Source organism: Amycolatopsis sp. BJA-103 (genome assembly GCF_002849735.1).
Taxonomy (GTDB): domain Bacteria; phylum Actinomycetota; class Actinomycetes; order Mycobacteriales; family Pseudonocardiaceae; genus Amycolatopsis.
Map to the genome: position 1 here is coordinate 5,181,829 of NZ_CP017780.1, position 21,385 is coordinate 5,203,213.

Annotated in this window: 19 protein-coding genes and 1 pseudogene; 12 read left to right on the forward strand and 8 right to left on the reverse strand. The window is 69.2% G+C overall.

Annotation, left to right across the window (positions count from 1 at the left end):
- Nucleotides 1–4 precede the first annotated feature (4 nt).
- The 3 genes from BKN51_RS22425 to BKN51_RS22435 all read left to right on the forward strand — a co-directional run bounded on the left by BKN51_RS22425 (nucleotide 5) and on the right by BKN51_RS22435 (nucleotide 3,604).
- Entirely contained in the window at nucleotides 5–289 is a 285-nt protein-coding gene (locus BKN51_RS22425) for an Lrp/AsnC family transcriptional regulator (protein ID WP_005154220.1), read from the forward strand.
- 176 nt (nucleotides 290–465) lie between these two features.
- Nucleotides 466–2,469, forward strand: coding sequence for an AbfB domain-containing protein (locus BKN51_RS22430; RefSeq protein WP_158255790.1), 2,004 nt, complete (start codon nucleotides 466–468; stop codon nucleotides 2,467–2,469).
- 55 nt (nucleotides 2,470–2,524) lie between these two features.
- Nucleotides 2,525–3,604 carry a hypothetical protein gene (locus BKN51_RS22435; RefSeq protein ID WP_146044385.1) on the forward strand — a complete coding sequence of 360 codons (1,080 nt, stop codon included), beginning with the start codon at nucleotides 2,525–2,527 and terminating at the stop codon, nucleotides 3,602–3,604.
- A gap of 60 nt (nucleotides 3,605–3,664) precedes the next feature.
- On the opposite strand, the gene BKN51_RS44990 is transcribed toward BKN51_RS22435, so the two are convergent.
- Both BKN51_RS44990 and BKN51_RS44995 read right to left on the reverse strand, forming a co-directional pair.
- The gene (locus BKN51_RS44990) at nucleotides 3,665–4,090 is read right to left on the reverse strand and encodes a hypothetical protein (RefSeq protein ID WP_158306855.1); all 426 of its coding nucleotides are present in this window, start codon (nucleotides 4,088–4,090) and stop codon (nucleotides 3,665–3,667) included.
- A complete protein-coding gene (locus BKN51_RS44995; protein WP_158306856.1) occupies nucleotides 4,051–4,272 on the reverse strand; it encodes a hypothetical protein in 222 nt (73 codons plus the stop codon). Before BKN51_RS44995 ends, BKN51_RS44990 begins: the two co-directional genes overlap by 40 nt.
- Before the next feature lie 276 nt (nucleotides 4,273–4,548).
- Between BKN51_RS44995 and BKN51_RS45000 the strand changes: the two are divergent.
- The 5 genes and pseudogenes from BKN51_RS45000 to BKN51_RS22460 form a co-directional block, all read left to right on the forward strand.
- A pseudogene (locus BKN51_RS45000) lies at nucleotides 4,549–5,145 on the forward strand (AbfB domain-containing protein); the annotation flags it as partial.
- A 93-nt stretch (nucleotides 5,146–5,238) separates the two neighbouring features.
- Nucleotides 5,239–5,724 carry an LGFP repeat-containing protein gene (locus BKN51_RS44425; protein ID WP_236781089.1) on the forward strand — a complete coding sequence of 162 codons (486 nt, stop codon included), beginning with the start codon at nucleotides 5,239–5,241 and terminating at the stop codon, nucleotides 5,722–5,724.
- Nucleotides 5,725–5,804: 80 nt separating this feature from the next.
- Entirely contained in the window at nucleotides 5,805–7,913 is a 2,109-nt protein-coding gene (locus tag BKN51_RS22450; protein ID WP_101609486.1) for an AbfB domain-containing protein, read from the forward strand.
- 74 nt (nucleotides 7,914–7,987) lie between these two features.
- Nucleotides 7,988–11,884: a nucleic acid/nucleotide deaminase domain-containing protein gene (locus BKN51_RS22455; protein ID WP_101609487.1), complete on the forward strand. Its 3,897-nt coding sequence runs from the start codon at nucleotides 7,988–7,990 to the stop codon at nucleotides 11,882–11,884.
- Nucleotides 11,881–12,273 carry a hypothetical protein gene (locus BKN51_RS22460; protein WP_101609488.1) on the forward strand — a complete coding sequence of 131 codons (393 nt, stop codon included), beginning with the start codon at nucleotides 11,881–11,883 and terminating at the stop codon, nucleotides 12,271–12,273. Before BKN51_RS22455 ends, BKN51_RS22460 begins: the two co-directional genes overlap by 4 nt.
- 106 nt (nucleotides 12,274–12,379) lie before the next feature.
- On the opposite strand, the gene qcrB is transcribed toward BKN51_RS22460, so the two are convergent.
- From qcrB to ctaE, 4 genes are read right to left on the reverse strand one after another with little or no spacing between them, the layout of a single operon-like run.
- A complete protein-coding gene (qcrB, locus tag BKN51_RS22465; RefSeq protein WP_101609489.1) occupies nucleotides 12,380–14,053 on the reverse strand; it encodes a cytochrome bc1 complex cytochrome b subunit in 1,674 nt (557 codons plus the stop codon).
- Nucleotides 14,050–15,183, reverse strand: a complete 1,134-nt coding sequence (qcrA, locus tag BKN51_RS22470) for a cytochrome bc1 complex Rieske iron-sulfur subunit (protein WP_101609490.1) — start codon at nucleotides 15,181–15,183, stop codon at nucleotides 14,050–14,052. Before qcrA ends, qcrB begins: the two co-directional genes overlap by 4 nt.
- Nucleotides 15,180–15,998 carry a cytochrome bc1 complex diheme cytochrome c subunit gene (gene qcrC / locus BKN51_RS22475; RefSeq protein WP_101609491.1) on the reverse strand — a complete coding sequence of 273 codons (819 nt, stop codon included), beginning with the start codon at nucleotides 15,996–15,998 and terminating at the stop codon, nucleotides 15,180–15,182. The genes qcrA and qcrC overlap by 4 nt, the downstream gene beginning before the upstream one ends.
- A gap of 55 nt (nucleotides 15,999–16,053) precedes the next feature.
- Nucleotides 16,054–16,677, reverse strand: a complete 624-nt coding sequence (gene ctaE, locus BKN51_RS22480; protein ID WP_073848452.1) for an aa3-type cytochrome oxidase subunit III — start codon at nucleotides 16,675–16,677, stop codon at nucleotides 16,054–16,056.
- 95 nt (nucleotides 16,678–16,772) lie between these two features.
- Between ctaE and BKN51_RS22485 the strand changes: the two genes are divergently transcribed.
- The 3 genes from BKN51_RS22485 (at nucleotide 16,773) to trpD (ending at nucleotide 18,865) form a co-directional block, all read left to right on the forward strand.
- Nucleotides 16,773–17,207 carry a hypothetical protein gene (locus tag BKN51_RS22485; protein WP_101609492.1) on the forward strand — a complete coding sequence of 145 codons (435 nt, stop codon included), beginning with the start codon at nucleotides 16,773–16,775 and terminating at the stop codon, nucleotides 17,205–17,207.
- A 42-nt stretch (nucleotides 17,208–17,249) separates the two neighbouring features.
- Nucleotides 17,250–17,660 (forward strand): hypothetical protein, encoded by a 411-nt coding sequence (locus tag BKN51_RS22490; RefSeq protein ID WP_037309389.1) that lies wholly within the window; start codon nucleotides 17,250–17,252, stop codon nucleotides 17,658–17,660.
- Nucleotides 17,661–17,836: 176 nt separating this feature from the next.
- Nucleotides 17,837–18,865, forward strand: a complete 1,029-nt coding sequence (gene trpD, locus BKN51_RS22495) for an anthranilate phosphoribosyltransferase (RefSeq protein WP_174720442.1) — start codon at nucleotides 17,837–17,839, stop codon at nucleotides 18,863–18,865.
- 113 nt (nucleotides 18,866–18,978) lie between these two features.
- Here the strand turns inward: trpD and BKN51_RS22500 are convergent, their stop codons facing one another.
- Nucleotides 18,979–19,944, reverse strand: a complete 966-nt coding sequence (locus tag BKN51_RS22500; RefSeq protein WP_101609493.1) for a helix-turn-helix domain-containing protein — start codon at nucleotides 19,942–19,944, stop codon at nucleotides 18,979–18,981.
- Nucleotides 19,945–19,996: 52 nt separating this feature from the next.
- Between BKN51_RS22500 and BKN51_RS22505 the strand changes: the two genes are divergently transcribed.
- On the forward strand, nucleotides 19,997–20,392 hold the full coding sequence (locus BKN51_RS22505) for a cupin domain-containing protein (RefSeq protein WP_101609494.1): 396 nt from the start codon (nucleotides 19,997–19,999) through the stop codon (nucleotides 20,390–20,392).
- Here BKN51_RS22505 and BKN51_RS22510 read toward each other — a convergent pair.
- The gene (locus BKN51_RS22510; protein ID WP_101609495.1) at nucleotides 20,389–21,351 is read right to left on the reverse strand and encodes a GlxA family transcriptional regulator; all 963 of its coding nucleotides are present in this window, start codon (nucleotides 21,349–21,351) and stop codon (nucleotides 20,389–20,391) included. The two genes, BKN51_RS22505 and BKN51_RS22510, sit on opposite strands and share 4 nt — an antisense overlap.
- Between the last annotated feature and the right edge of the window lie 34 nt (nucleotides 21,352–21,385).

Sequence of the window (21,385 nt, forward strand, 5' to 3'; positions counted from 1 at the left end):
CCCTTTGATCACGGCGATCGTGCTGATCCAGGTCGAAGCCGATGCGATCCCCGAAGCGGCGCAGGCGATCGCGGACATCGAGGGCGTCCGCGAGGTCTACTCCTGCGCGGGCGACGTCGACCTGATCGCTTCGGTCCGCGTCGCGGCCCACGAAGACCTCGCGGATCTGATCCCGGCGAAGATCGGCAAGGTCCCCGGAGTGCTGAGCACGGTCACGCACATCGCGTTCCGCTCGTACTCGAAGGCGGACAGCGAGTCGGCCTTCGACATCGGGGTGGAAGGCGCCTGACAATTCCTTTCCGGACACATGTCGCAAGAGTGATTTCCTGACTAGTCCAGGCGGATCTTGCGCGAATCGGACATCAGCGGTTAGGTGAACCTCGACCGGGATTTCACTGGGGGAATTCCGGGAACTGGGGATAACTGAACATGTACCGAAGATCGGTCCCTTCGGGGATCGCGGCGATGGCCGCTGCCGTTTTCCTGTCCGGAAACCTCGCGATCGCGTCACCGATGGCCGCCGAAGTGGCGAAAGACGTCGCCACGACGGAAGTCCCGCCCGCCGGTGTCCTCGAAAAGGCCAGGGCCGTCACGGCCATCGGCGAAGAGATCACCGGTGAGTGGACCTCACTGGACGACAAGGCGTTCGTGTTCCGCGTGTACGACCGGGCCGACCCGGCGCAGTACCCGCTGACCAGGATCGAGGCGTATCGCGTCTACAAGCTCGAAGTCGCCGACGCGTCGGCGTTCATCCGCACCGGGATCCACGAATTCGTCGAACGCGACCACGACGAGAAGATCCGGCGCGACCGGGAAGTCGCGCTGGCCAGGAAGGCCAGGGAGGACGCGGCGCGCTGGGCCGGGATCACCGCCGACGCCGCGATGCTCGACGGGACCGACCAGAACTTCGTCTACCAGGTCTGGAAACGCGCTTCCGGGCCGAAGGTGAAGAACGGCGCTCTCGACGCCTGGGGCGGCGACGCGGCGGCGTGGAAGACGTACATCACCACCACGATCTACGACCTGCACACGCGAGATCAGCTCGACGCCATCGAGCGTGAACGCGAGCGGGACGAAGAAGCCGCGAAGAAACTGGAATCCGACTTCGCCCGCACCAACGCGGTCAACGCCGTCCCGGTCCCGCCGAACCCGGCGTGGCTCGGCCTGGCCGACGACGACTTCATCCGTGAGCTGCTCAAGACCACCCAGCTCGCCGATCCGGTCCACGCGGAGGTCAAGGCCGCCGCGCTGGCCGCGCTGCAGAGCAGCGACAGGCTCGTGTGGCGGGCGTACATCGACCGCGGTGTCCACGACGCGGTCAAACGGGACGGCGCCCGCGAACAGGCCGCGCGCGACGATGCCGACCGCCAGAAGGTGCGGGACATCAGGGCGAAGGCCGAGGCCTCCCGGTTGCGGCCGCGGCTGGTCCAGGCCTCCGACGCGGCACTGCGGGGCACTCCCGCCGACGTGACCGCTTTCCTGCGGGACGGGCAGTTCCTCCCGCTGGCACAGTCGCTCATGGCCACCTCCCAAGGGCGGCGTGGCTACTACGTGACCGGCAACGTCGTCGGCGAAGGGACCGTCGGCACCGGCGACAACCCGAACCGGCCGACGGGGACCAGACCGTTCCCCGCGGCGAACTGGCGGGTGGTGACCGGACTGGCCGACGCGGGCTGCTATTCGCTGGAATCCACCCGTCAGGCGGGTATCTACCTCCGGCAGCAGAACCTCGCGGTGAAGGTGCAGGGTCACGACGGCACGGACCAGTTCAAACTCGACGCGACCTGGTGCCCGAAACCCGTCTCGGCCCACGTCGCCCTGGAATCGAAGGCCCAGCCGGGCCGGTTCCTCCGCCATTTCCAGAACAAGCTCTGGGCGGCGGCACGGACCGGGTCCGACGCCTTCGACGGCGGCCCGTCCTTCATGGCCGACATCGCGTGGGCGACCCGGGAACCGGACCCCGAGATCACCACGGTCCTCATGCTCCGGTGGCACAACGACGCCGCGGCCGCCGCGGCGGTGGGCGCGCCCGTCGCCCCCGAGGTGTTCGAAGGCTATGACGGCAACGGATTCCGGTACCGCGACTTCGCCAAGGGCCGGATGTACCAGCACGATCGGCTCGGACCGGCCGCGAAGTGGATGGGCTCGCCGTTCGTCGCGAGGTACGTCGCCTTCGGCGGCCTCCAGTTCTCGTTCCCGGAGACCGACCAGGAGACCCTCCCCGACGGCGCGCACCGCGTGAAGTTCCGGAACGGGGCGAGCCTCTACTGGGGCGACAAGTCGATCGAACCGAAACTCGTCTACGGCGCCATCCAGGACAAGTGGATCGCCGAAGGCGGCGGGACGGGTTATCTCGGATACCCGATCAGTGACGAATACGCCGTCGAAAACGGAAGGCGCAGCGACTTCCAAGGCGGCTGGATCGTGCACTACCCGGCGACGGGGCAAACGCTGGCCTATCGCCGCTGACCCTTTCCATTCACAACCGAATATCCATTCTGCACCGAAGTGATTGGGGGCTTCCGTGTATCTACGAATGCTGTCCTGTGCCTTGTGCGCGGCCGTCCTGTTCACCGGGACGGTCTCCGTTCCGGTGGCGGGCGCGGCCATGCCGGGCGTCGTCTCGGCCTCGGCCTCGATGCCGGGTGAGATCGCCCGGCGAGAAGTGTTGTACCACGCGAAATACGGCTTCTACGCGACGGTGAAGACCGACGCGTGGGTGGCACTGCTGAGCGAAGATCCGGACGCGGCGGCCATCGAGTTCCTGCGTCTTCCCGACGGCGGTCTCGTCTTCGCGAAGGAAAGGGCGCAGAACCTCGACAAACGCAACATCGATTTCCTGAACAGGCTGCTGGAAACGCACACCCGGCAGTATTCGCCGGAGGTCTACGAAGCGGCTTCGAACTACCTGACCGAGTCGCCGTCGAAACGCGAAGAGTTCTGTCACGGCGGTGGTTACGAGGCCGCCAAGGCCCGCGACCTGAAGTTCCGCGCCGATCTCGGAGAGCAGAAACGGGCGCTGGTCGAGGAGGACCGCCGCTACATCCGGATGCTGGCGCAGAACGATCCCGGCGCGCAGGTGCGGTTCGCCGCCTCCTACGCCGTCCGGGCGGGAGCGACCGACGACGATCTGACCGACTTCTTCGCCTGGGGCTGGGCGCACGCGGCACGGCTGGACATCGAGTCGTTCCGCGAGCGGGTGCTGGACCAGAACCAGCAGTGGCTGCACACCATCGCGCGGCTGATCACCGACGCGGAAGCCGCGGAGAAGGCCGCCAGGGAGACCGAGGGCGAAGCCGGGAAAGAAGCCAGGGACAAGGCAGCCGCGGCCTGGCGAAGCGTCGGCACGCAGGCCTCGCCCGCACAGTCCAAATGGGAGGAGGCGCGTGACTTCTCGCGGCAGCAGGCCGAAACCTGGCGCGCCATCCTGCTCGCGGCCCAGCAGGCGCAGAACCCGAACTGGAACGCGATGATCGACCCGGCGAAGGCGACCGAGGCCGATTGGGAGAACAACCGCTCGATGGCCGTCGACCAGGCCGCGTACTGGGAATCGCTGCTGCGACAGGCACTCGAAGGCGAACAGCGGGTCAAGAACCCGAGCTGATCACGACCGTCTCTCTCGAGAAGAAGGAACTGGGGTATGCGAAGAACGACTATGTCCACGTCACGGTTGTGCCGTGGCCTGGCGGTGGCAACCGTCGCCGCCGCCTTCTCCGGACTGCTGGGCATTCCCGCCCACGCGGCCGAACCACCGCCGGGGCAGGCCGTGCCGCCGGCGATCCCGACGGCCGAACCCGATGTCGGCTCGACGACCATTCTCCCCGCCACGCAACGGGAGAAGTACGACGCCGTCAACGCCATCCACGTCGGGGAACCGACCGACGACTGGCTCCGGCTGTCCGACAAGAACTTCGTCTTCCGGATCTACGACAAGATCAGTATCGACAAGTTCCCCCGCACCAAGGCCGAGGCCTCCCGGGTCTACGGGCTCGCCGTGCCCGACGCCTCGGTGTTCATCCGGACCGGCGTCCACGAGTTCGTCCAGCGCGATCAGGACGAGCAGGTGCTGCGCGACGCCGAAAAGCAGCATCGCGTCACCACCCGGATGAAGGCGATCGAGAACGCGCACATCGCCCCGGACCCGGCGATGCTCGACCTGACCGACCGGAACTTCGTGTTCCAGGTCTTCAGCCGGGCCACCACCGGGAGCAAGGTCAAGGCGGGCGCCGCCACCGCGTACCAGGGTGACGCCGCCGTGTGGAAGACCTTCATCGAGGTCACCGTCCTCGAACTCGCCGAGCAGGACGACTTCGCCGCCATCGAAAAGGCACGTCAGCAGAGCGAGGAAGAGGCACAGCGCGTCGAGCGCGAGCTCAAACGGCGTTCGGCGGTGGCCGCCATCCCCGCCACCTTCCAGACCGTTTGGCTGCAGGCACCCGACGACGTCTTCATCCGCGAACTGCTGCGTCTCCCCGAACTCGCGGTCCCGGCGAACGTCGAGATCAAGGACGCCGCCGACCTCGCTTCGCGCAGCACCGATCCGGCCGTGTGGCGGACGTTCGTCAACACCGGCCTCAAGCAGGCGGCGGACCGGGGCAAGGCCCGCCGCGAACGCGAGGAGGACGAGGCGAACCGCCGTGTCGTCCGGGAGATCAGGACCAGGGCGGAGAACGGCGGTGTCCGGCCCCGGCTGGTCGCGGCCGCCGACACCGCGCTCACCGGTTCGCGCTCCGACGTCGTCGCGTTCCTGCGCGAGGGCCAGTACCAGGTGCTGAACCAGTCGCTCCAGACCGTGACCCCCGGGGTGAAGGGCTGGTACGTGCACTCCGGCGGCGGCGATGCCTGGATCACCCCGGGCAGGCCGGTACCGACGGCACCAAACCGCTGCCGTACGCGACGTGGAAGGTCGCGAGCGGGCTCGCCGACCCCCTCTGCTACTCGTTCGAATCCGTCGACCGCACCGGGAACTACCTGCGGCAGCAGGACTTCCGGGTCAAGCTGCACGGCAACGACGGCACGGACGCGTTCAAACGGGACGCGACCTGGTGCCCGAAGCGCACCGGCTGGGGCATCGCGCTGGAGTCGAAGGCGCAGCCGGGCCGGGTCCTGCGGCACACCGACGCGCAGCTGTGGGTCGCGCAGCTCGGCGGCGGCAACTGGTTCGACACCGAACGGCTGTTCAACGAGGACTCGGGCTGGAAGGTCGTCGCCCCCAACCCCGAGGTCTCCACCCCGCTGATGCTGGGCTGGTACAACGACGACCAGCTTCGCGCCCTGGCCGGGAACCCGAAGGCCGCCGAGGTCCACGACGCGGGCGTCCGCTACCGGGACTTCCAGAACGGGCGCGTCTACTGGGGCCCGGAGACCGGCGCCAGGTTCGTCACGGGCGAGGTCCACACGCGGTATCTGGCCTTGGGCGGGCACAAATGGCTGCTGCCGCTGACCCATCAAATCTCCGGGAGCGGTTCGGCGAAGATCTCGCTGCAGCAGGGTGTCGCGATCTATTGGACCCCGGCGACCGGGGCCAAGCTCGTGATGGGCGCCATCCGCGGCAAATGGGATTCGCTCGGCGCGGAGACCGGTCAGCTCGGTTTCCCGACCAGTGACGAGTACGACATCCCCGGCGGACGCCGCAGCGATTTCCAGAACGGCTGGTCCATCAGCTGGAACGCGGCCGACGGCGAACTGAGGGTATTCCGCCGCGTGGGCGTCCCCGTGGGCTGAGTCCGGCCCGAATTCGGCAGGGGACCGGGAGGTCCCGGTCCCCTGCCGGTCTTCTTTCTCCTCGACGAAGGTATTCCGAAATGCGAAGAACACTGGGGAACACCGGAAAACTGACCCGGACGCTCGCGATCCTGACCGTCGCCACCGCGCTGACCGGTCTGGTCGCCCCGGCGGGCGCGAGCGCCGCACCGCCACCGCCCGCGCCCGAGGTCCCGCTGGAGAGCCCGGACGTGGCGGCGGCCGAACTCCCGGCCGCGACCGAACTGGAAAAGGTCAGGGCGGTCCACGAGATCGAGGTCGGCGACGCGACGTCCGAATGGCGTAACGCCACCGACATGAACTTCGTCTTCAAGGTCTTCGACCGGATCAACGGCACCGATTTCCCGCTCACCAAAGAAGAGTCGTACCGCGTCTACCGGATCATGGTGCAGACGCCCGCCGCGCCGGACGCGACGGCGTTCATCCGCACCGGGGTCTTCGACTTCGCCGCGCGGGACCGGATCGAACGGCAGCGCCGTCAGGACGCGTGGAACGAGACCGTCCGTGTCCGGCGGGAGGTGCTGATCGACGCCGAACTCGCCTACGACGACGTCATCCTCAACGACAACGACCAGAACTTCGTCTACAAGGTCTACCAGCGGGCTCCGGCGGGCACCAAGCTCAAGCTCGGCGCGCTCGACGCCTTCGGTGGCGACGCGGCGGTCTGGAAGGACTTCATCGAGAACAAGATCCGGGAGCTGCACCACCAGGACCAGCTCGACTACATCGAGCGGGAGAAACAGAAGGGCGAGGAAGAAGGCCGACGCGCCGAAGCGGTCGCGGCCAAGAAGGACGCCTGCCACAAGATCCCGGTCGTCGCCGTCGCGAGCTGGCTGCTGCTGCCCGACGACGACTTCATCCGGGAACTGCTGAAGACGCCGGAACTGGCCGACCCCGCGCACCGCGAGATCAAGAACGCGGCGAACGCCGCCTTGATCGCCGGGGCGGCGGATTGGACGCGGTTCATCGTCACCGGCATCGGCGAGGCCCGTGCCCGCGACGACGCCCGGATCCTGCGCGAGCGTGAGGAAGCCGACCGGCAGAAGGTGCGGGACATCAAGACGAAGGCCGATGCGAGCAGGCTGCGCCCGCGGCTCTCGGCCGCGGCGGCTTCGGTCGCGGCGACCGGGACCTGGGACCAGGTCAAGGACTTTCTCGCCAGGGGCCAGTACCTTCCGCTCGAGCAGGGTTTCTCGGGAGTCACCTCGAACACCCGCGGCTGGCACGTGCGCAGCGGCGGAGGCGACGCCTGGGCGACCCCGGGGACGCAGCCGGCGAACACCGTCACCGCCCCGCTCGGCGAGGCCAGCTGGAAGGTCGTCACCGGGCTCGCGGACGCGAACTGCTTCTCGCTCGAATCGGCCACCCGGGTCGGCAGCTATCTGCGGGTCGCGCCGAACCTGCGGGTCCAGCTCGCGGGCAACGACGGCACCGACGGGTTCAAGCTCAACGCGACCTGGTGCGCGCGGCCGGGCCTGGACAACAGCGCGGGCAACGTGAGCCTGCAGTCGAAGGCGCACCCCGGCCGGTACCTGAGGCAGTACTGGGGCGAACTGTGGGCCGCGCACGGCCAGAGCGCCGAGAACAACTTCGACACCACGGGCAATTACGCGACCGATGCGTCGTGGAAGACCGTCGACCCGAATCCCAACATCTCCACGAAGATCGACCTCCGCCTGCTCAACGAGGACTGGTGGCGTGAGTACTTCGGACCGGCGGTGACGCCGGAGTACATCGAGAACGGGGTGCGGGTGCGGAAGTTCCAGAACGGCGCGGCCTTCTGGAACCCTTCGCTGGGGCCGAAGAACATCCTGTTCCCGATCCTGACCAAGTACTGGTCCATGGGCGGGCACAAGGTCCCCGCCAACCTGCCCGTCGTCGACAACCTCTTCCTCCCGGACGGGGTCGGCCGGGCGACCCATCTCGAAAGCGGCCGGTCCATCTATTGGAGTCCCAGCACGGATTCGCGGCTGATCTTCGGTGCCATCCGCGAACTCTGGGAAAAGATGGGCTGGGAACGAAGCTGGCTCGGCTATCCCATCTCCGACGAGATGGACGTCCCGGGTGAACCCGGGAAGCGCCGGAGCATGTTCCAGTTCGGCAACATCGATCACACCGCCCAGAAGGGCGCGTGGGCGTACGCCAGGTGACACCGGTGGCCTCGCCGGGACACCGGCGAGGCCACCTTTCCTTTTCCAGGAAACGAAGACTTCTGGGGGTTCAGATGTCAAAACCCGAACACGCGCTGAGAGCGCTCGTCCTCTTTTTGGTCCTGACCGTTTTCGCCGGGCTGATCCAGCCCGGTTCCGCGTCGGCCGACGATCCACCACCCGTCACCCCGCCACCGACGTCGCCCGCACGGCCGATGCCGGAAGACCCGTACCGCAACTGGGACGGACAGGCGGGTGTCCCCTCCCTCGTCGGCGAACCGTTCGTCCGCCAGATCGTCACCGACTACGCGGAACTGGCCGAAGAGCCGGAAGTCCGCGAAGCCGCCGCGGCCGCGCTGGCCGCCGGAACCGCCGCCGCGCTGGAGGAATTCCTCGAACAAGGTCTCGACGCGGCCAAAGCCCGCGCCGCGGCACGCGTGGCCGAGACGGCGAGGCGGAACCGGGCCACGATCCAGGCGATGACGGGCACCGGCGGCCCGATCTTCAAGGCCGAGGTCCAGCGGGTGCTGGCGGGTACCGACACCGATCGCGAGCAGTTCCTGGCCTACGGCAAGGAGATCGCGCAGGAACGGGACACGCAGATCGCCGCCGGGACCCACGCCAGGGCCGACCAGCTGCGCGCGCGGGTCACCGCCCTGCTCGGCGTCGCCGGGCACCACGTGAAGACCGCGGCGCAGGCCGCGCTCGACGCCGGTGACGCCGCGATCGCCGAATTCCTCAACACCGGCTACCTGGCCGCCGCACGGCGCGACGCCGAAGACCGCGACAAGCAGATCCGCGACCAGGAGGCCGCCGAACGCGCGGCCGACCAGCTGAGCGATCTCGCCCGGCGGTCCGCCAGGGCGATGACCGCGCGCGGACAGCTCGTGGTGGCGCACGGCGACGCGCTGCGGGCGCTGCAGCGGGTGGCCAACGCGATGGTGCAGGCGGGCAACGAAGCCCGTAAGGCCAAGCAGATCCTCGACGCCAACGACGCGGCGGGGAATCACCCGGCGGACTCGTTCACCATCGTCAAGGCCGAAGCCGCGCGTCAGGTGGCCAACGCCCGCACCGCGTCGACCGACGCCGTCGGTGCCGCCGAACGAGCGGGTGTCCAGGCCGCCGAACTCATCGCCGCCGGGCTGCCCTACGGCACGCAGTGGGGCGACATGGCCCGGGGAATGGCCGCGGCCGCCCAGGGCGCCGTGCACGCTTCGGAGACCGCGCAGCACGCGATCGACGCCACCGAGGCGACCGATCAGGCCCGCAACGCGCAGGAACGGGCGGAGCGGCACGCGGAACAGGCACGTCAGTGGGGCCTGCACGCCGAACAGCACGCGCAGGCCGCCAAGGCGGTCGCCGATGCCGCGGCCGCACAGGCCGCGGCGGCCAAGGACGCCGCCGTCCGCGCCAAGTCCGCTCGCGAACAGGCGGAAACCGCGGCCGAGGCGGCCAGGGCGGCCGCGGACCGGACCCGCGGGCACCGGGAAGAGGCGCAACGCCAGCGGGACCGGGCGAAGAGCGCCCGGCAGGTCGCCGAGGCGGAACGCGTCAACGCGGCCAACGCGCGGCAGCGTGCCGACCAGGCGGCGGCGGAAGCGCGACGACAGCGCGGCGAGGCCCAGCGTCAGGCCGGGATCGCCGAGGATGCCAACCAGCGGGCGCAGCACCAGGAACGGCTCGCGAGCGACGCCGAACAGCGGGCGGTCACCGAGGAAGGCAACGCGCGGACGGCCCGTGACAACGCTTTCGCGGCCGAGCAGCGCAAGCAGTCGGCCCAGGCCAAGGCGGACGCGCTCACCGCGGCCGAGGCGGCGGCACGCGGGACGACGGCCGAGGGCGACGCGCGCCGGGCGGCCGACTCGGCCCGGGCCGAGGCAGGACAGGCCACCACGGCGGCTTCCGCGGCACGGGACGCGGCCAACCGGGCGACCGGGGCGGCCGTGGTCTCCAGGGAAGCGGCGACCGAGTCGACCCGGGCCGCGGCCCGGGCACGCGCGGCCGCGCAGGAGGCCAAGGCAGCCGCCGCGGCTTCGGACAGGGCAGCGGGCCAGGCCGAGTCGTCGGCCGCGGAAACGCACCAGCACGCGACCGTGGCCAACGTCAAAGCCAGCGAAGCGACCCTGGAGGAGACCAAGGCGGGCGAGGCCGCGCGGGCGGCCGTCCAGCTGGCCGAGCAGGCGTCCCAGGAGGCGATGCGCTCGCTGATGGCGGCGGAACGGACGCGTGCCGAGGCCGACGCGGCCTTCAACGAGTCGGTTTCGGCGGCCACGCAGGCGTCCGTCGCGCTCCGGGCGTCCACGGCGGCGAGCTCTTCGTCGGCGGCCATCACCGATCCGGCGAACACCGCGATCCGGGTCGTCGCGCCGTACGCGGGCACGGACATCGACGCGGACTTCGTCATCCTGGTCGCGAGCCAGGCCAGGGCGGTCGGCGACGAGCAGGCGAGGGCCGCGCGGGAACGGGCCACCGAGGCCCAGTCGGCCGCCGAACGCGCCGCGGACGCGGCCAGGCGGGCGGCGGACGCGGTGAAACCCGCCTTCGAAGCCGCGGCACGGGCGGCGTCGTCGGCCGCGGCAGCCGCGAATTCCGCCGCGGAGGCGCAGGAAGCGGCGGCACGCGCGGCGGCCGAAGGGGCACTCGCCCGAGCGGCGGGCGAACGGGCGAACGCGTCCGACGCGGCCGCCAGGGCCGACGCGCAGACCGCCAGGGCCGCCGCCAACGAGGCGAACGCCGACGCGGCCATCGCGGGCCGGAGCGCGGCCGCGGCCGAGCGGGAGGCGCAGGCCGCCCGTGACTCCGCGAGCCGGGCCGAGAGCGACGCGCGGCTGGCCAGGGAAGCGGCGACGAACGCCGAAAGGTCGGCGGCCGAGGCCAGGGACGCCGCCGACCGGGCGGAGGAGCACGCCCGCAACGCCGCCGCCGCGGCCGAGCGGGCGAGGCAAAGCGCGACCGAGGCCCAGCAGGCCGCGGACCGCGCCGAAGAACGGCAACGCCAGGAAGAGGAAGAAGTACGGCGCAAGGCGGCCGAGGCGTCCGGGCAGCTCCCGGACCTGACGCCGGAAGAAGTCGCGATGCTTTCGACGTCCGATTTCGGGCGCATGCTCCTGGACGAATACCGGCAGGCGAGGGACAAGGCCCAGAGCGGCGGCGGGGTCGTCGAATTCCTCGTCGAGATCGGCGCCGAAGTGCTGCTGGAGGTCATCGGCTGGCGCGACGCGGAAAGGTGCTTCGGCGAGGGCAACATCGAAGCCTGCATCTGGACCGTGCTCAACGTCGCGTCGGTGGTCGCGGTGTTCCTGAAGTTGCCGAAGGTGGCTTCGGCGGTCGTGAAGATCATCGACAACATCAAGAAGTTCGTGAGCAAATCCGCGCTCTTCAGCAAGGTCGTGGAGAAGGTCACGCCGATCTTCAAGACCATCCGCAAATGGTGCAAACGGCTCTCCGAAGTCCCGGCGACCGCGGCGAAAACCGCGGACTTACCGGACTTCACCTGCGGGATCGTCGACTACGACAGCGGCGGCATGTCGTCCATCGCGATGGACGCGCGGATCGGGTCCGGTTTCGGGATCAGCCGCAATATCGCGGTCGCCTACTTGGAAGGCTGGACCAACCCCGACGGCAAGTATCCGAACTACGTGATCGGTTACAGTGCGGGCAAGGACCATCACTCCGAGAAGGACATCGTCCAGAAGGTGCGGGCCAAGGGGAAGAACCCGAAGGACATCAAGGCCCTGTACTCCGAACGAGAGCCGTGTCCGGACTGTGATCGGGATTGGGTGCCCGAAATGGGGGACGATCTCAAGGTTTCCTTCTCGGTGGCCTGGACCAACGACGAGCTGCTCAATTCGGCGTACAAGACGCTCCTGCAGGGCTACATGCGGACCGCCTACCGGAAACGCGGTATCCACTTCCCCGGCGCGCTGATCGCCGAGACCAAGGAGGAACGCGTGCTCGTGGGTGCCGGATGACGTCGCCGCGACGGGTCTCCCCCGCCGACCAGGAACGGCTGCTCGCACTGGGCGGCCGGACCGCGGCCGTCCTGCTGGAGGCGGGTTTCCGGGTGATCGCCGAACCGGACCTCTCCGGCCTCAGCGACGAGGGCGGCGCGGCGATCGACGTGGACCTCTTCGGCGAAGCCGGCGGCGTCTACGTGAACTGGCTGATGAACGTCGCCTGGCAGGAGGAGGTCTACCGGCATCTGACGGCCGGGGAGATCGAGCATCCGAGGGTGCGGCAGCTGAACTCCGCACACGCGGCGGTGAGGGCGGCGCTCACCGCGGTCCTCTCCGCCGCGGGCCTCACCGTGGTACCGAGCGAGGACGACATGCGGCCGCTGGAGCTGCGGGTCGTCGGCTGACCAGCCACACGAGGGCAAGACGAAGGGCGCTTTCCCCGCATCGCATGCGGGGAAAGCGCCCTTGGTCGCGTGTAACGAGGGGAAAGTCCCCTTCAGCGGCGGTCCGCTAGTGCCCGGAGGTGATCTCCTTGCGCTCCTGCGAGGGCTCGCCGCCGATGTCGTCGACCTTGCCGTTGCCGTTGCCGTGCCCGTTGGACCGGGCGCGCTCCAGCGCGATCGTCTCCTCGACCGGGTCCGGAGACCAGGTCGAACCCGCGACGGGGTGCCCGGCCGAGCCGAGCTTGTTCATCTTCTTCGGCACCGACGCGCCCTGGTACTCGAGCGGCAGCGGGTGGCCGTGGTCGTCCACCGGGCCGAGCGGCTGGTGGATTTCGATGAACTCACCGTGCGGGAGGCGCTTGATGATGCCGGTTTCGACACCGTGCTCCAGCACCTCGCGGTCGGCCCGCTGGAGACCCAGGCAGATCCGGTAGGTGAGGTAGTACGCGATCGGCGGTGCGAGCAGCACACCGATCCGGCCCGCCCACGTCGTCGCGTTCAGCGAGATGTCGAAGGCGAACGCGATGATGTCGTTGAAGCCCGACAGCATGATGACCGCGAAGAACGTCAGGGCCATGATGCCGAGCGAGGTCCGGACCGGGACGTCGCGCGGACGCTGCAGCAGGTTGTGGTGCGCGGTGTCCTTGGACAGCTTTCGCTCGATCCAGGGATACATCACCAGCAACCCGATCAGCAGTGGCATCCCGACCGCGCCGGGGAAGAACACCGCGGGGACCGTGTAGTTCCCCAGGTAGAGCTCCCACGCGGGCCAGATCCGCAGCATGCCGTCGGCCCAGGCCATGTACCAGTCAGGCTGTGAGCCCGCCGAGACCTGCGCCGCGTTGTACGGGCCGATGTTCCAGATCGGGTTGATCTGGAAGAGGCCCGACATCAGCGCGATGATGCCGGTGACCAGCGCGAAGAACGCACCGCCCTTGAGCGCGAAGACCGGCATGATGCGGACGCCGACGACGTTGGTCTCCTTGCGGCGCACGCCGGGGAACTGCGTGTGCTTCTGGTACCAGACCAGCGCGAGGTGCGCGCCGACGAGGGCGAGCATGATGCCCGGCAGCAGCAGGATGTGGATCGTGTAGAGGCGCGGGATGATCTCGTTGCCGGGGAACTCCCCGCCGAACAGCGCCCAGTGGATCCAGGTGCCCATGACCGGCACCGAGAGCACGATGCCCGACAGGGTCGCGCGGATACCGGTACCGGAGAGCAGGTCGTCCGGGAGCGAGTAGCCGAAGAAGCCCTCGAACATGCCCAGGACCAGCAGCAGCGCGCCGATGACCCAGTTCGCCTCACGCGGACGGCGGAACGCTCCGGTGAAGAAGATCCGGAACATGTGCACCATCATCGACGCGACGAAGATCAGCGCGGCCCAGTGGTGCAGCTGGCGGACGAACAGACCGCCGCGGACGTCGAACGAGATGTCGAGCGTGGTCGCGAAGGCCCGCGACATCTCGACGCCCTGAAGACCGGTGTAGCTGCCGTTGTAGACGACCTCCTCCATGGAGGGGTCGAAGAACAGCGTGAGGTACACACCCGACAGCAGCAGGATGATGAAGCTGTAGAGCGCGATCTCGCCCAGCAGGAACGACCAGTGGGTCGGGAACACCTTGTTGATCTGGTGCCGCATGCCCTTGGCCAGGTGATACCGGTCGTCGGCCCACTTGGCACCCGCACCCGCGGCCTTCTCGACCGGGTTCGTCCCCTTCGTCGGGGTGGTGAGTGAACTCATGACTTACGCTCCCAAAAGGCCGGTCCGACGGCCTCGTTGAAGTCTCCGCGCGCGATCAGGAAGCCCTCTTTGTCCACTGTAATCGGAAGCTGGGCCAACGGCCGCGTCGCCGGACCGAAAATCGGCTTGGCGTAGTGGAGCGCGTCGAACTGCGACTGGTGACAGGGGCAGAGGATGCGGTTGGTCCGCTGCTCGTACAGGGAGGTCGGGCAGCCCACGTGGCTGCAGATCTTCGTGTACGCGTAGTAGTCACCGAAGTTGTAATCCTCCTGGTTCGCCCGCTTGACGACCTTGGCGGCGTCGGTGGGGCGAAGGCGGATCAGCATGACGGGGTTGTCGACCCGCTTGAAGGCGGCGGACAGCGCGTGCTCGTCCTCCCGCTCCGACTCGCGGAACGGGAACACCGTCTCCATGGCACCCGCGTCGAGGTCCTCGACCCTGACCAGGGAGACCTCGTGCGGACGGCCGGTGTTGCGGCGCAGGTAGACGACCTCGTCCGGGAAGTTCTTCTTCCAGCCCGAGTGCCACAGCGAGTCGCGGCCTTCGGTGTCCTTCCAGGGGTCCTTGATGAAGGACGCCACCGGCAGGGCCGCGACGGCCAGGCCGAGCACACCGGCACCGGCGCCCGCGGACCGCTTGATCAGCGACCGGCGCGCGATGGTGCTGTGACTGCCCGAGTGGGCCAGCTGGGCGAGGATGGTGGCCTTGTCGACCTCTTTCGACCCGCCGTCCCCGCGCTCCTGCACCGCGACCTCGGCCGGGATGAACTTCTTGGTGTAGAGGACCGCGCCGATGCCGATGCTGAGCACGGCGAGGCCGAGCGTGACCCCGAGCAGCGGCGTGTACAGCGTGTACTTGGTGTAGCCGGTCGTGCCCGGCTCCTTGTACTCGAACCAGTGCGGCCACGCGATGAGGACCACGAACGCGAGACCGGCGATCGCGGCCAGCACGAACCACAGCGCGACAGCGCGCTCGGCGCGCTTCTCCGCCCGCGTCCCCTCGACCGGCCACGGAGTCGGGTACTCGACGATCTCGACACCGTCGAGCGCGGTACCCAGCTTCACCAGCTGGTCGCGATCCATGTCCGCCAACTCCGCCTCTGTCGGCGGCTTCGGCCCTTCGGCGCTCATGCCTTCGATCCAATCCACAACGTCACGCCGATCAGCGCGGCGATCCCGACGATCCACGCGATCGCGCCCTCCGAGGCCGGGCCAATACCGCCGAGCGAGCTACCGCCGGGTGAGTTGTTCCCGTTACTCACGGACTTCACGAACGCGATGATGTCCTTCTTCTCCTCCGGCGACAGCTGCCGGTCGGAGAACTTGGGCATGTTCTGCGGCCCGGTGAGCATCGCGGTGTAGATCTGCTCTTCCGTGGCCGGGTCCAGGTTCGGGGCGAACTTGCCCGACGAGAGCGCGCCGCCGCGGCCGGTGAAACCGTGGCAGGACGCGCAGTTGAGGCGGAAGAGCTCGCTGCCGCGCGCGACGTCCTCGCCACGCAGCGCGTCACCCTTCTCGGTGGGACGCTGCGCGCCGCCGCCGTTGGCCTGGATGTAGGCGCCCAGCGCGTTGATCTCGGCCTCGGACAGCTTCGGCGGCTTGCGGATCGCCTGCGCCTCCTGGCGCACCGCCGGCATGCGGCCGGTCGAGGTCTGGAAGTACACGGCCGCGTCGCCGATGCCGATGAGGCTCGGGCCGCGGTCGGGGACGCCTTCGAGCTTCGGCCCGTGACATTCGATACACGTGTTGTTGTAGAGCTTCTCGCCCTCGCGCAGGAGGGCGGACTCGCCCTGCGCCTGCGCGGTCTGCGGCTCCGGAGCGAAAACGGCGTACAGGCCGCCCACGCTCAGCAGCGCGATCCCGAGCGCCAGCGCGCCGGCGAACCGCTTGCGCGCCTTCGAGCGCTTGCGGAAGCGGCGCTCCGTCTTGTCCTTGCTGGAGGTCATCTTGCGGCAACCCTTGCTGTCAGTTCAGGCCGATAGGTCGTGGTGGCGGCTTCGATCACGGAAGGATGTAGATCACCGCGAACAGGCCCACCCACACGATGTCGACGAAGTGCCAGTAGTACGACACGACGATCGCCGAGGTGGCCTGGGCCGGGGTGAACTTGCTCAGCTTGGTGCGGATGAGCAGGTACACGAACGCGATGAGCCCGCCGATGACGTGCAGGCCGTGGAACCCGGTCGCGAGGAAGAAGACCGTGCCGAACGGGCCGGACGGGATCGTCATCCCCTCTTCGATCAGGTGGAGGTACTCGTAACCCTGGCCGCCGACGAAGATCGCGCCCATGATCAACGTGATGATGTACCAGCGGCGGAGGCCGAAGACGTCACCCTTTTCGGCGGCGAACACGCCGAACTGGCAAGTGAACGAAGACGCCACGAGGATCACCGTGAACGGGATCGCCAGCGCGATGTTCAACTCGAAGGGCTCACCGTGCAGCGGCGGCGGCCACTGGCCGGTCGCGTTCTGCGCCTTCACGGTGAAGAACATGGCGAACAGTCCGGCGAAGAACATCAGTTCGCTGGACAGCCACACGATGGTGCCGACACTGACCATGTTCGGCCGGTTCAGCGAGTGGACCCGCTGGCTGATGGTGGGAGCTGCCGTTGTCACGCGTCGCATTATGTCCTCTCACGCACGGGGCCCGCCGGGTGGGTCCACGGCAAGTCGCGTGCGTGTCGGGTCACATCTGAACGAAAGAGGGAACCGGGCTACTCATGGGTTTACTAGATCGGCTTCGTGACCTGGTCAAGAAGCCGAACCTCCCAGGTCTGACGGTCGACACGCCCGGCGTGGAGATCGTCGCGGAGGCCTTCGATCCGGCCGAGGCGGACTCTTCGGTGCTGGCGAGATCACCCGCTTGGGTCGCCGAAGCACCCGCGATCCTGCGCCACCACTTGAAACTTCCGCCCGAAAAGGTGGCGGAGGCGACCTCGATCCTCGCCCAGGACGGCTGGGAGCTGCGAGAACAGGGACCGGACGGCGGCTTCACGCTGACGCACGCGGTGCGCGTCCAGACCCTCGACGCGCTGCATTGCGCGCAGGAACGGTCGCGGATGGCGGGCCTCGCGCAGCGGCTCGGCGGGGACTCTCTGGGCTGGGACGCGCTCCAGCCGTCGGGTGCGTCACGTGATGTCGGTCATGACGGATAACATCGCGGGGTCGACATGACTAGACGAGGCGGAGGCGCGCTCATGGGCGAGCAGGCGATGCGGATCCTGGTGTTCAGCCACAAGGCGGAGGTGCGCGAGGCGATCATCAACGCCGTCGGCCGCAGGCCCGCCGCCGACCTCGGCCGGGTGGACTACACCGAGGCGTCCGGCATCTCCGAGGTCCTCGTCGAGATGGACGCGGGCAACGTGGACCTGGCCATCCTCGACGGTGAGGCACAGCCGACCGGCGGCATCGGGCTGACCCGTCAGCTCAAGAACGAGATCGAGGATTGCCCGCCGATCGTGGTTTCGGTGCGGCGCAAGGACGACCGATGGCTGGCGACCTGGTCGCAGGCCGACGCGGTGCTGGTCCACCCGCTCGACCCGCTGACCGCCGCCGAGACGGTCGCCGACGTACTGCGCGCCCGCCGGGTGCCAGTCGTGCACGGCTGAGCCGGTGAGCGCGGCCGCCAAGTGGTTGCCATCGGAAGGCATTCGGGGGTATTCGGCGGATCCAGGTTTCCGCTGGGCGTGCGGCCGCGAGGTCCTCGTACCGGCGTTGTACTCGGATCTCGCGGCCCGTGCGTCCAGCGGGAAGCTGGGCCGTCGAGACCCCCGGAGGACTTCCGATGGTGACCACTAAGACCTGGCCGTCCCTGCTCAACCAGCTCATCGCGCGCGCGGACCTGTCCGCGGAGGACACCGCGTGGGCGATGGACCAGATCATGAGCGGGGCGGCGACGCCCTCCCAGATCGCCGGATTCGCCGTCGCGCTGCGCGCGAAGGGCGAGACACCGGCGGAGATCTCCGGCATGGCCGACGCCATGCTGGCGCACGCCAAACGGGTGACCATCGACAGGCCGTCGGTGGACATCGTCGGCACCGGTGGCGACCGGTCCAACTCGGTCAACATCTCCACCATGGCCACGGTGGTGACGGCCGCGGCCGGCGCCCCGGTGGCCAAGCACGGCAACCGGAGCGCCTCGTCGAAGTCCGGCGCAGCCGACGTGCTGGAGGAACTGGGCGTCACCATCGACCTGCCGCCCGAGACGGTGCAGCGCAGCGTGAACGAACTGGGGATCGGCTTCTGCTTCGCGCCGAAGTTCCACCCCGCCCTGCGCCACGCCGGCCCGACACGCGGCGAACTCGGCGTGCCCACGACGTTCAACCTGCTGGGCCCGCTGACCAACCCCGCGCAGCCGCGCAGTTCGCTGATCGGCTGCGCCTACGAGGACAAGACCCGCGTGCTGGCCGAGGTGTTCGCGCGGCGCGGGATGACCGTGCTGCTCGTCCGCGGCGACGACGGGCTCGACGAGATCACCACCACGACCACCAGTTCGGTGTGGGTGGTCACCGGTGGCGAGATCACCGAGCGCAGTTTCGACCCTTCGTCACTGGGCATCGCGCGAGCGACCGCGGAAGACCTGCGCGGCGGCGACGCGGCGCACAACGCCGAGGTGTTCCGCCAGGTGATGGCCGGGAAGCCCGGGCCGGTGCGGGACGCGGTCCTGCTCAACGCGGCGGCCGCGCTGGCGGCCTTCACCGGGTTCTCGGGTTCGCTGGAAGACGACCTCGCCGCGGGCCTGGCGCGGGCGGCCTCGGCCATCGACTCGGGTGCGGCCGCCGACCTGCTGAACCGGTGGATCGCCTTCGCGTAGCCCCCTCAAGCGCGCTATGAAAGGCCCGTTACTTGCAAATTTTGCAAGTAACGGGCCTTTCATAGCGTTGGGGAGCGGAGCGACCGTCCCGGGGAGCGGAGCGGACGGCCGCGCTAAGAAGCGGTGCTGAACCGCGCCCGGTAAGCCGAGGGAGTCAGTCCCGTGGCCCGCCGGAGCTGGGTCCGCAGGTTCGCCGCGGTGCCGAAACCCGAAGCCCGCGCCACCCGGTCCAGCCGCTGCTCCCCGCGCTCGATCAGCCGGCACGCCAGCGCGATCCGTTCCGTCGTGAGCCACGCCAGCGGCGTCGTCCCCAGTTCGGCCCGGAACCGCCGGTGCAGCGTCGCCTGGCTGGCCGCCGCCCGCGTGGCGAGGTCGGCGACGGTGAGCGGCCGGTCCAGCCGTTCCCGCGCCCATTCGAGCACCGGAGCCAGCGAGGTGTCCGCCACCGACGGCACCGGGCGTTCGACGAACTGCCGCTGACCGCCGTCCCGGTGCCCGGCGAACACCAGCCGCCTGCTCACCGCGTTGGCGACCTCGGCGCCGTGGTCGCGGCTGATCAGGTGCAGGCCCAGATCGAGCGCGGCCGCGCTGCCCGCCGCGGTCAGGACGTCGCCGTCGTCGACGAACAGGACGTCCGGCTCCAGCCGCACTTCGGGGAACCGCGCCCGGAACTGCCCGGCCCATCGCCAGTGCGTCGTCGCGCGCCGTCCGTCCAGGACGCCCGCCTGCGCGAGGGTGAAGGCGCCGGTGCAGAAGCTCACCAGCCGGGCACCCCGCGCGGCCGCGTCGCGGATGGCGGTCAGCACCGCTTCCCGCGCCGGGCTCTCCGGATCGGGCCGGTTGGGCACGATCACCGTGTCGGCGGACTCCACGGCGTCGAGCCCGGCGACCCCGCTGAGGGTGAACATCCCCAGGTGCATGCGCACGGACGGCTCGGCGGCGCACAACGTGAAGCCGTACCAGGGCCGATCCAGTTCCGGCCGCCGCAGGCCGAAAAGTTCGGTCGCGACGCCCAGTTCGAAGGGATTGGACCCCTCGTCGACCAGGACGGCGACCTCGTGCGAGAAATCATGCGACATATGCGATTCCTAGCACTCACTGCCCGGGTGGTCCAGCGGCCAGGATCGGTTCATGAGCAAGCAGCCGATCGATCTGGGCACCGCGCTGGCCGGATTCGACGAGATCTGGAGCCCGCGGATCGTCGCCCACGTCAACGACTACGACGTCCGTCTCGCCAAGGTCGCGGGCGAGCACGTCTGGCACGTCCACGAGAACACCGACGAGTTCTTCCTCGTCCTCGACGGGACGCTGGACATCGCGTTGCGCGAGGAGGACGGCGAACGCGTCGTGACCCTGCCCCGTGGTTCGGTGTTCGTCGTGCCGCGCGGTACGTATCACAAGCCGTCCTCTGTGGACGGTGCCTCGCTGTTGCTGTTCGAACCGACCGGGACGCTGTCGGTCGGCGACAAGCACGACGAGGTGCCGGACCACGTCACGGTCACCGTCGGGCAGGAAATCTCCTTCTAGCCGACGGAAAAAGTCCGGCGGTAGGCGCTCGGACTGGTGCCGCGGAGCTTGCCGAACTGGTGCCGCAGCGCCGCGGCGGAGGCGTATCCGCAGGCGACCGCGATGTCCTCAATGGACAGACGGCCTTCTTCGAGCAACGACTGCGCGCGATCGAGACGGCGTTCGGTGAGCCAGCGGTGCGGGGTCGTCCCGGTGGCCGCCGAGAACCGGCGAAGGAAGGTCCGCTCCCCCAAACCGCTGCGGCGGGCGAGTTCCGCGACGGTGAACGGCCGATCCAGCCGCCGCTCGATCCATTCGAGCGCTTCGGCGAGCACGGTGTCGTCCGGCGCGGCGGTCTCGGGTACCGGCGCCTGCACGAACTGCGCCTGCCCGCCGACCCGGTGCGGCGCCGCGACCATTCGCCTGGCCAGCGCGGTGGCCGCGGCGACACCGCGCAGCTCGCGCACCAGATGCAGGCACAGGTCGACGGCGGCGACGGTCCCCGCGCTGGTGAGAACGCCGCCGTCGTCGACGTACAACGCCTTCGGGTCGACCTTCGCCGTCGGGAAGCGCCTTCGGAACTCCTGCTCGTAGACCCAGTGCACGGCGCAGTTGCGCCCGTCGAGAAGCCCCGCGTAGCCGAGCGAGAAGACTCCCGCGCAGAAGCCCGCGACCCAGGCACCCCGGCTCGCCGCCTCGCGCAGGACCTCGAGGACCGGCTCCGGCGGGCTCGCGCTGCGCGGCGCGCAGGTCGGGACGATCAGCAGATCGGCGGACGCCGCGAAGTCCAGGCTCTCCAGCCCGTTCAGTCCGAATCCGGACCAGCTCAGGACGTTCTCGCCGCCGGGCGAGCAGACCGCGAAGTCCCAGCCCTCGATGCCGTCCGCGCTGCGATCGGTGCCGAAGACCTCGCACGCGACGCCGAGTTCGAACGGCGACACCTGGTCGGCCAGCACCACCGCGACCTTCTTCACGTCCATCGAGGCAGTGTGTCACAAGTTTTGCGGTCGATGT

Excerpts from the sequence above, each read along its gene's own strand:
- BKN51_RS22430 (WP_158255790.1), top strand. The coding sequence starts at position 466 with ATGGCCGCTGCCGTTTTCCTGTCCGGAAACCTCGCGATCGCGTCACCG.
- BKN51_RS44990 (WP_158306855.1), bottom strand. The coding sequence starts at position 4,090 with ATGCTGCTTTTCGGCGTCGCGCAGCACCTGCTCGTCCTGATCGCGCTG.
- BKN51_RS44995 (WP_158306856.1), bottom strand. The coding sequence starts at position 4,272 with ATGAAGGTCTTCCACACGGCGGCGTCACCCTGGTACGCGGTGGCGGCG.
- BKN51_RS44425 (WP_236781089.1), top strand. The coding sequence starts at position 5,239 with ATGCTGGGCTGGTACAACGACGACCAGCTTCGCGCCCTGGCCGGGAAC.
- BKN51_RS22450 (WP_101609486.1), top strand. The coding sequence starts at position 5,805 with ATGCGAAGAACACTGGGGAACACCGGAAAACTGACCCGGACGCTCGCG.
- BKN51_RS22455 (WP_101609487.1), top strand. The coding sequence starts at position 7,988 with ATGTCAAAACCCGAACACGCGCTGAGAGCGCTCGTCCTCTTTTTGGTC.
- BKN51_RS22460 (WP_101609488.1), top strand. The coding sequence starts at position 11,881 with ATGACGTCGCCGCGACGGGTCTCCCCCGCCGACCAGGAACGGCTGCTC.
- qcrB (WP_101609489.1), bottom strand. The coding sequence starts at position 14,053 with ATGAGTTCACTCACCACCCCGACGAAGGGGACGAACCCGGTCGAGAAG.
- qcrA (WP_101609490.1), bottom strand. The coding sequence starts at position 15,183 with ATGAGCGCCGAAGGGCCGAAGCCGCCGACAGAGGCGGAGTTGGCGGAC.
- qcrC (WP_101609491.1), bottom strand. The coding sequence starts at position 15,998 with ATGACCTCCAGCAAGGACAAGACGGAGCGCCGCTTCCGCAAGCGCTCG.
- ctaE (WP_073848452.1), bottom strand. The coding sequence starts at position 16,677 with ATGCGACGCGTGACAACGGCAGCTCCCACCATCAGCCAGCGGGTCCAC.
- BKN51_RS22485 (WP_101609492.1), top strand. The coding sequence starts at position 16,773 with ATGGGTTTACTAGATCGGCTTCGTGACCTGGTCAAGAAGCCGAACCTC.
- BKN51_RS22490 (WP_037309389.1), top strand. The coding sequence starts at position 17,250 with ATGGGCGAGCAGGCGATGCGGATCCTGGTGTTCAGCCACAAGGCGGAG.
- trpD (WP_174720442.1), top strand. The coding sequence starts at position 17,837 with ATGGTGACCACTAAGACCTGGCCGTCCCTGCTCAACCAGCTCATCGCG.
- BKN51_RS22500 (WP_101609493.1), bottom strand. The coding sequence starts at position 19,944 with ATGTCGCATGATTTCTCGCACGAGGTCGCCGTCCTGGTCGACGAGGGG.
- BKN51_RS22505 (WP_101609494.1), top strand. The coding sequence starts at position 19,997 with ATGAGCAAGCAGCCGATCGATCTGGGCACCGCGCTGGCCGGATTCGAC.
- BKN51_RS22510 (WP_101609495.1), bottom strand. The coding sequence starts at position 21,351 with ATGGACGTGAAGAAGGTCGCGGTGGTGCTGGCCGACCAGGTGTCGCCG.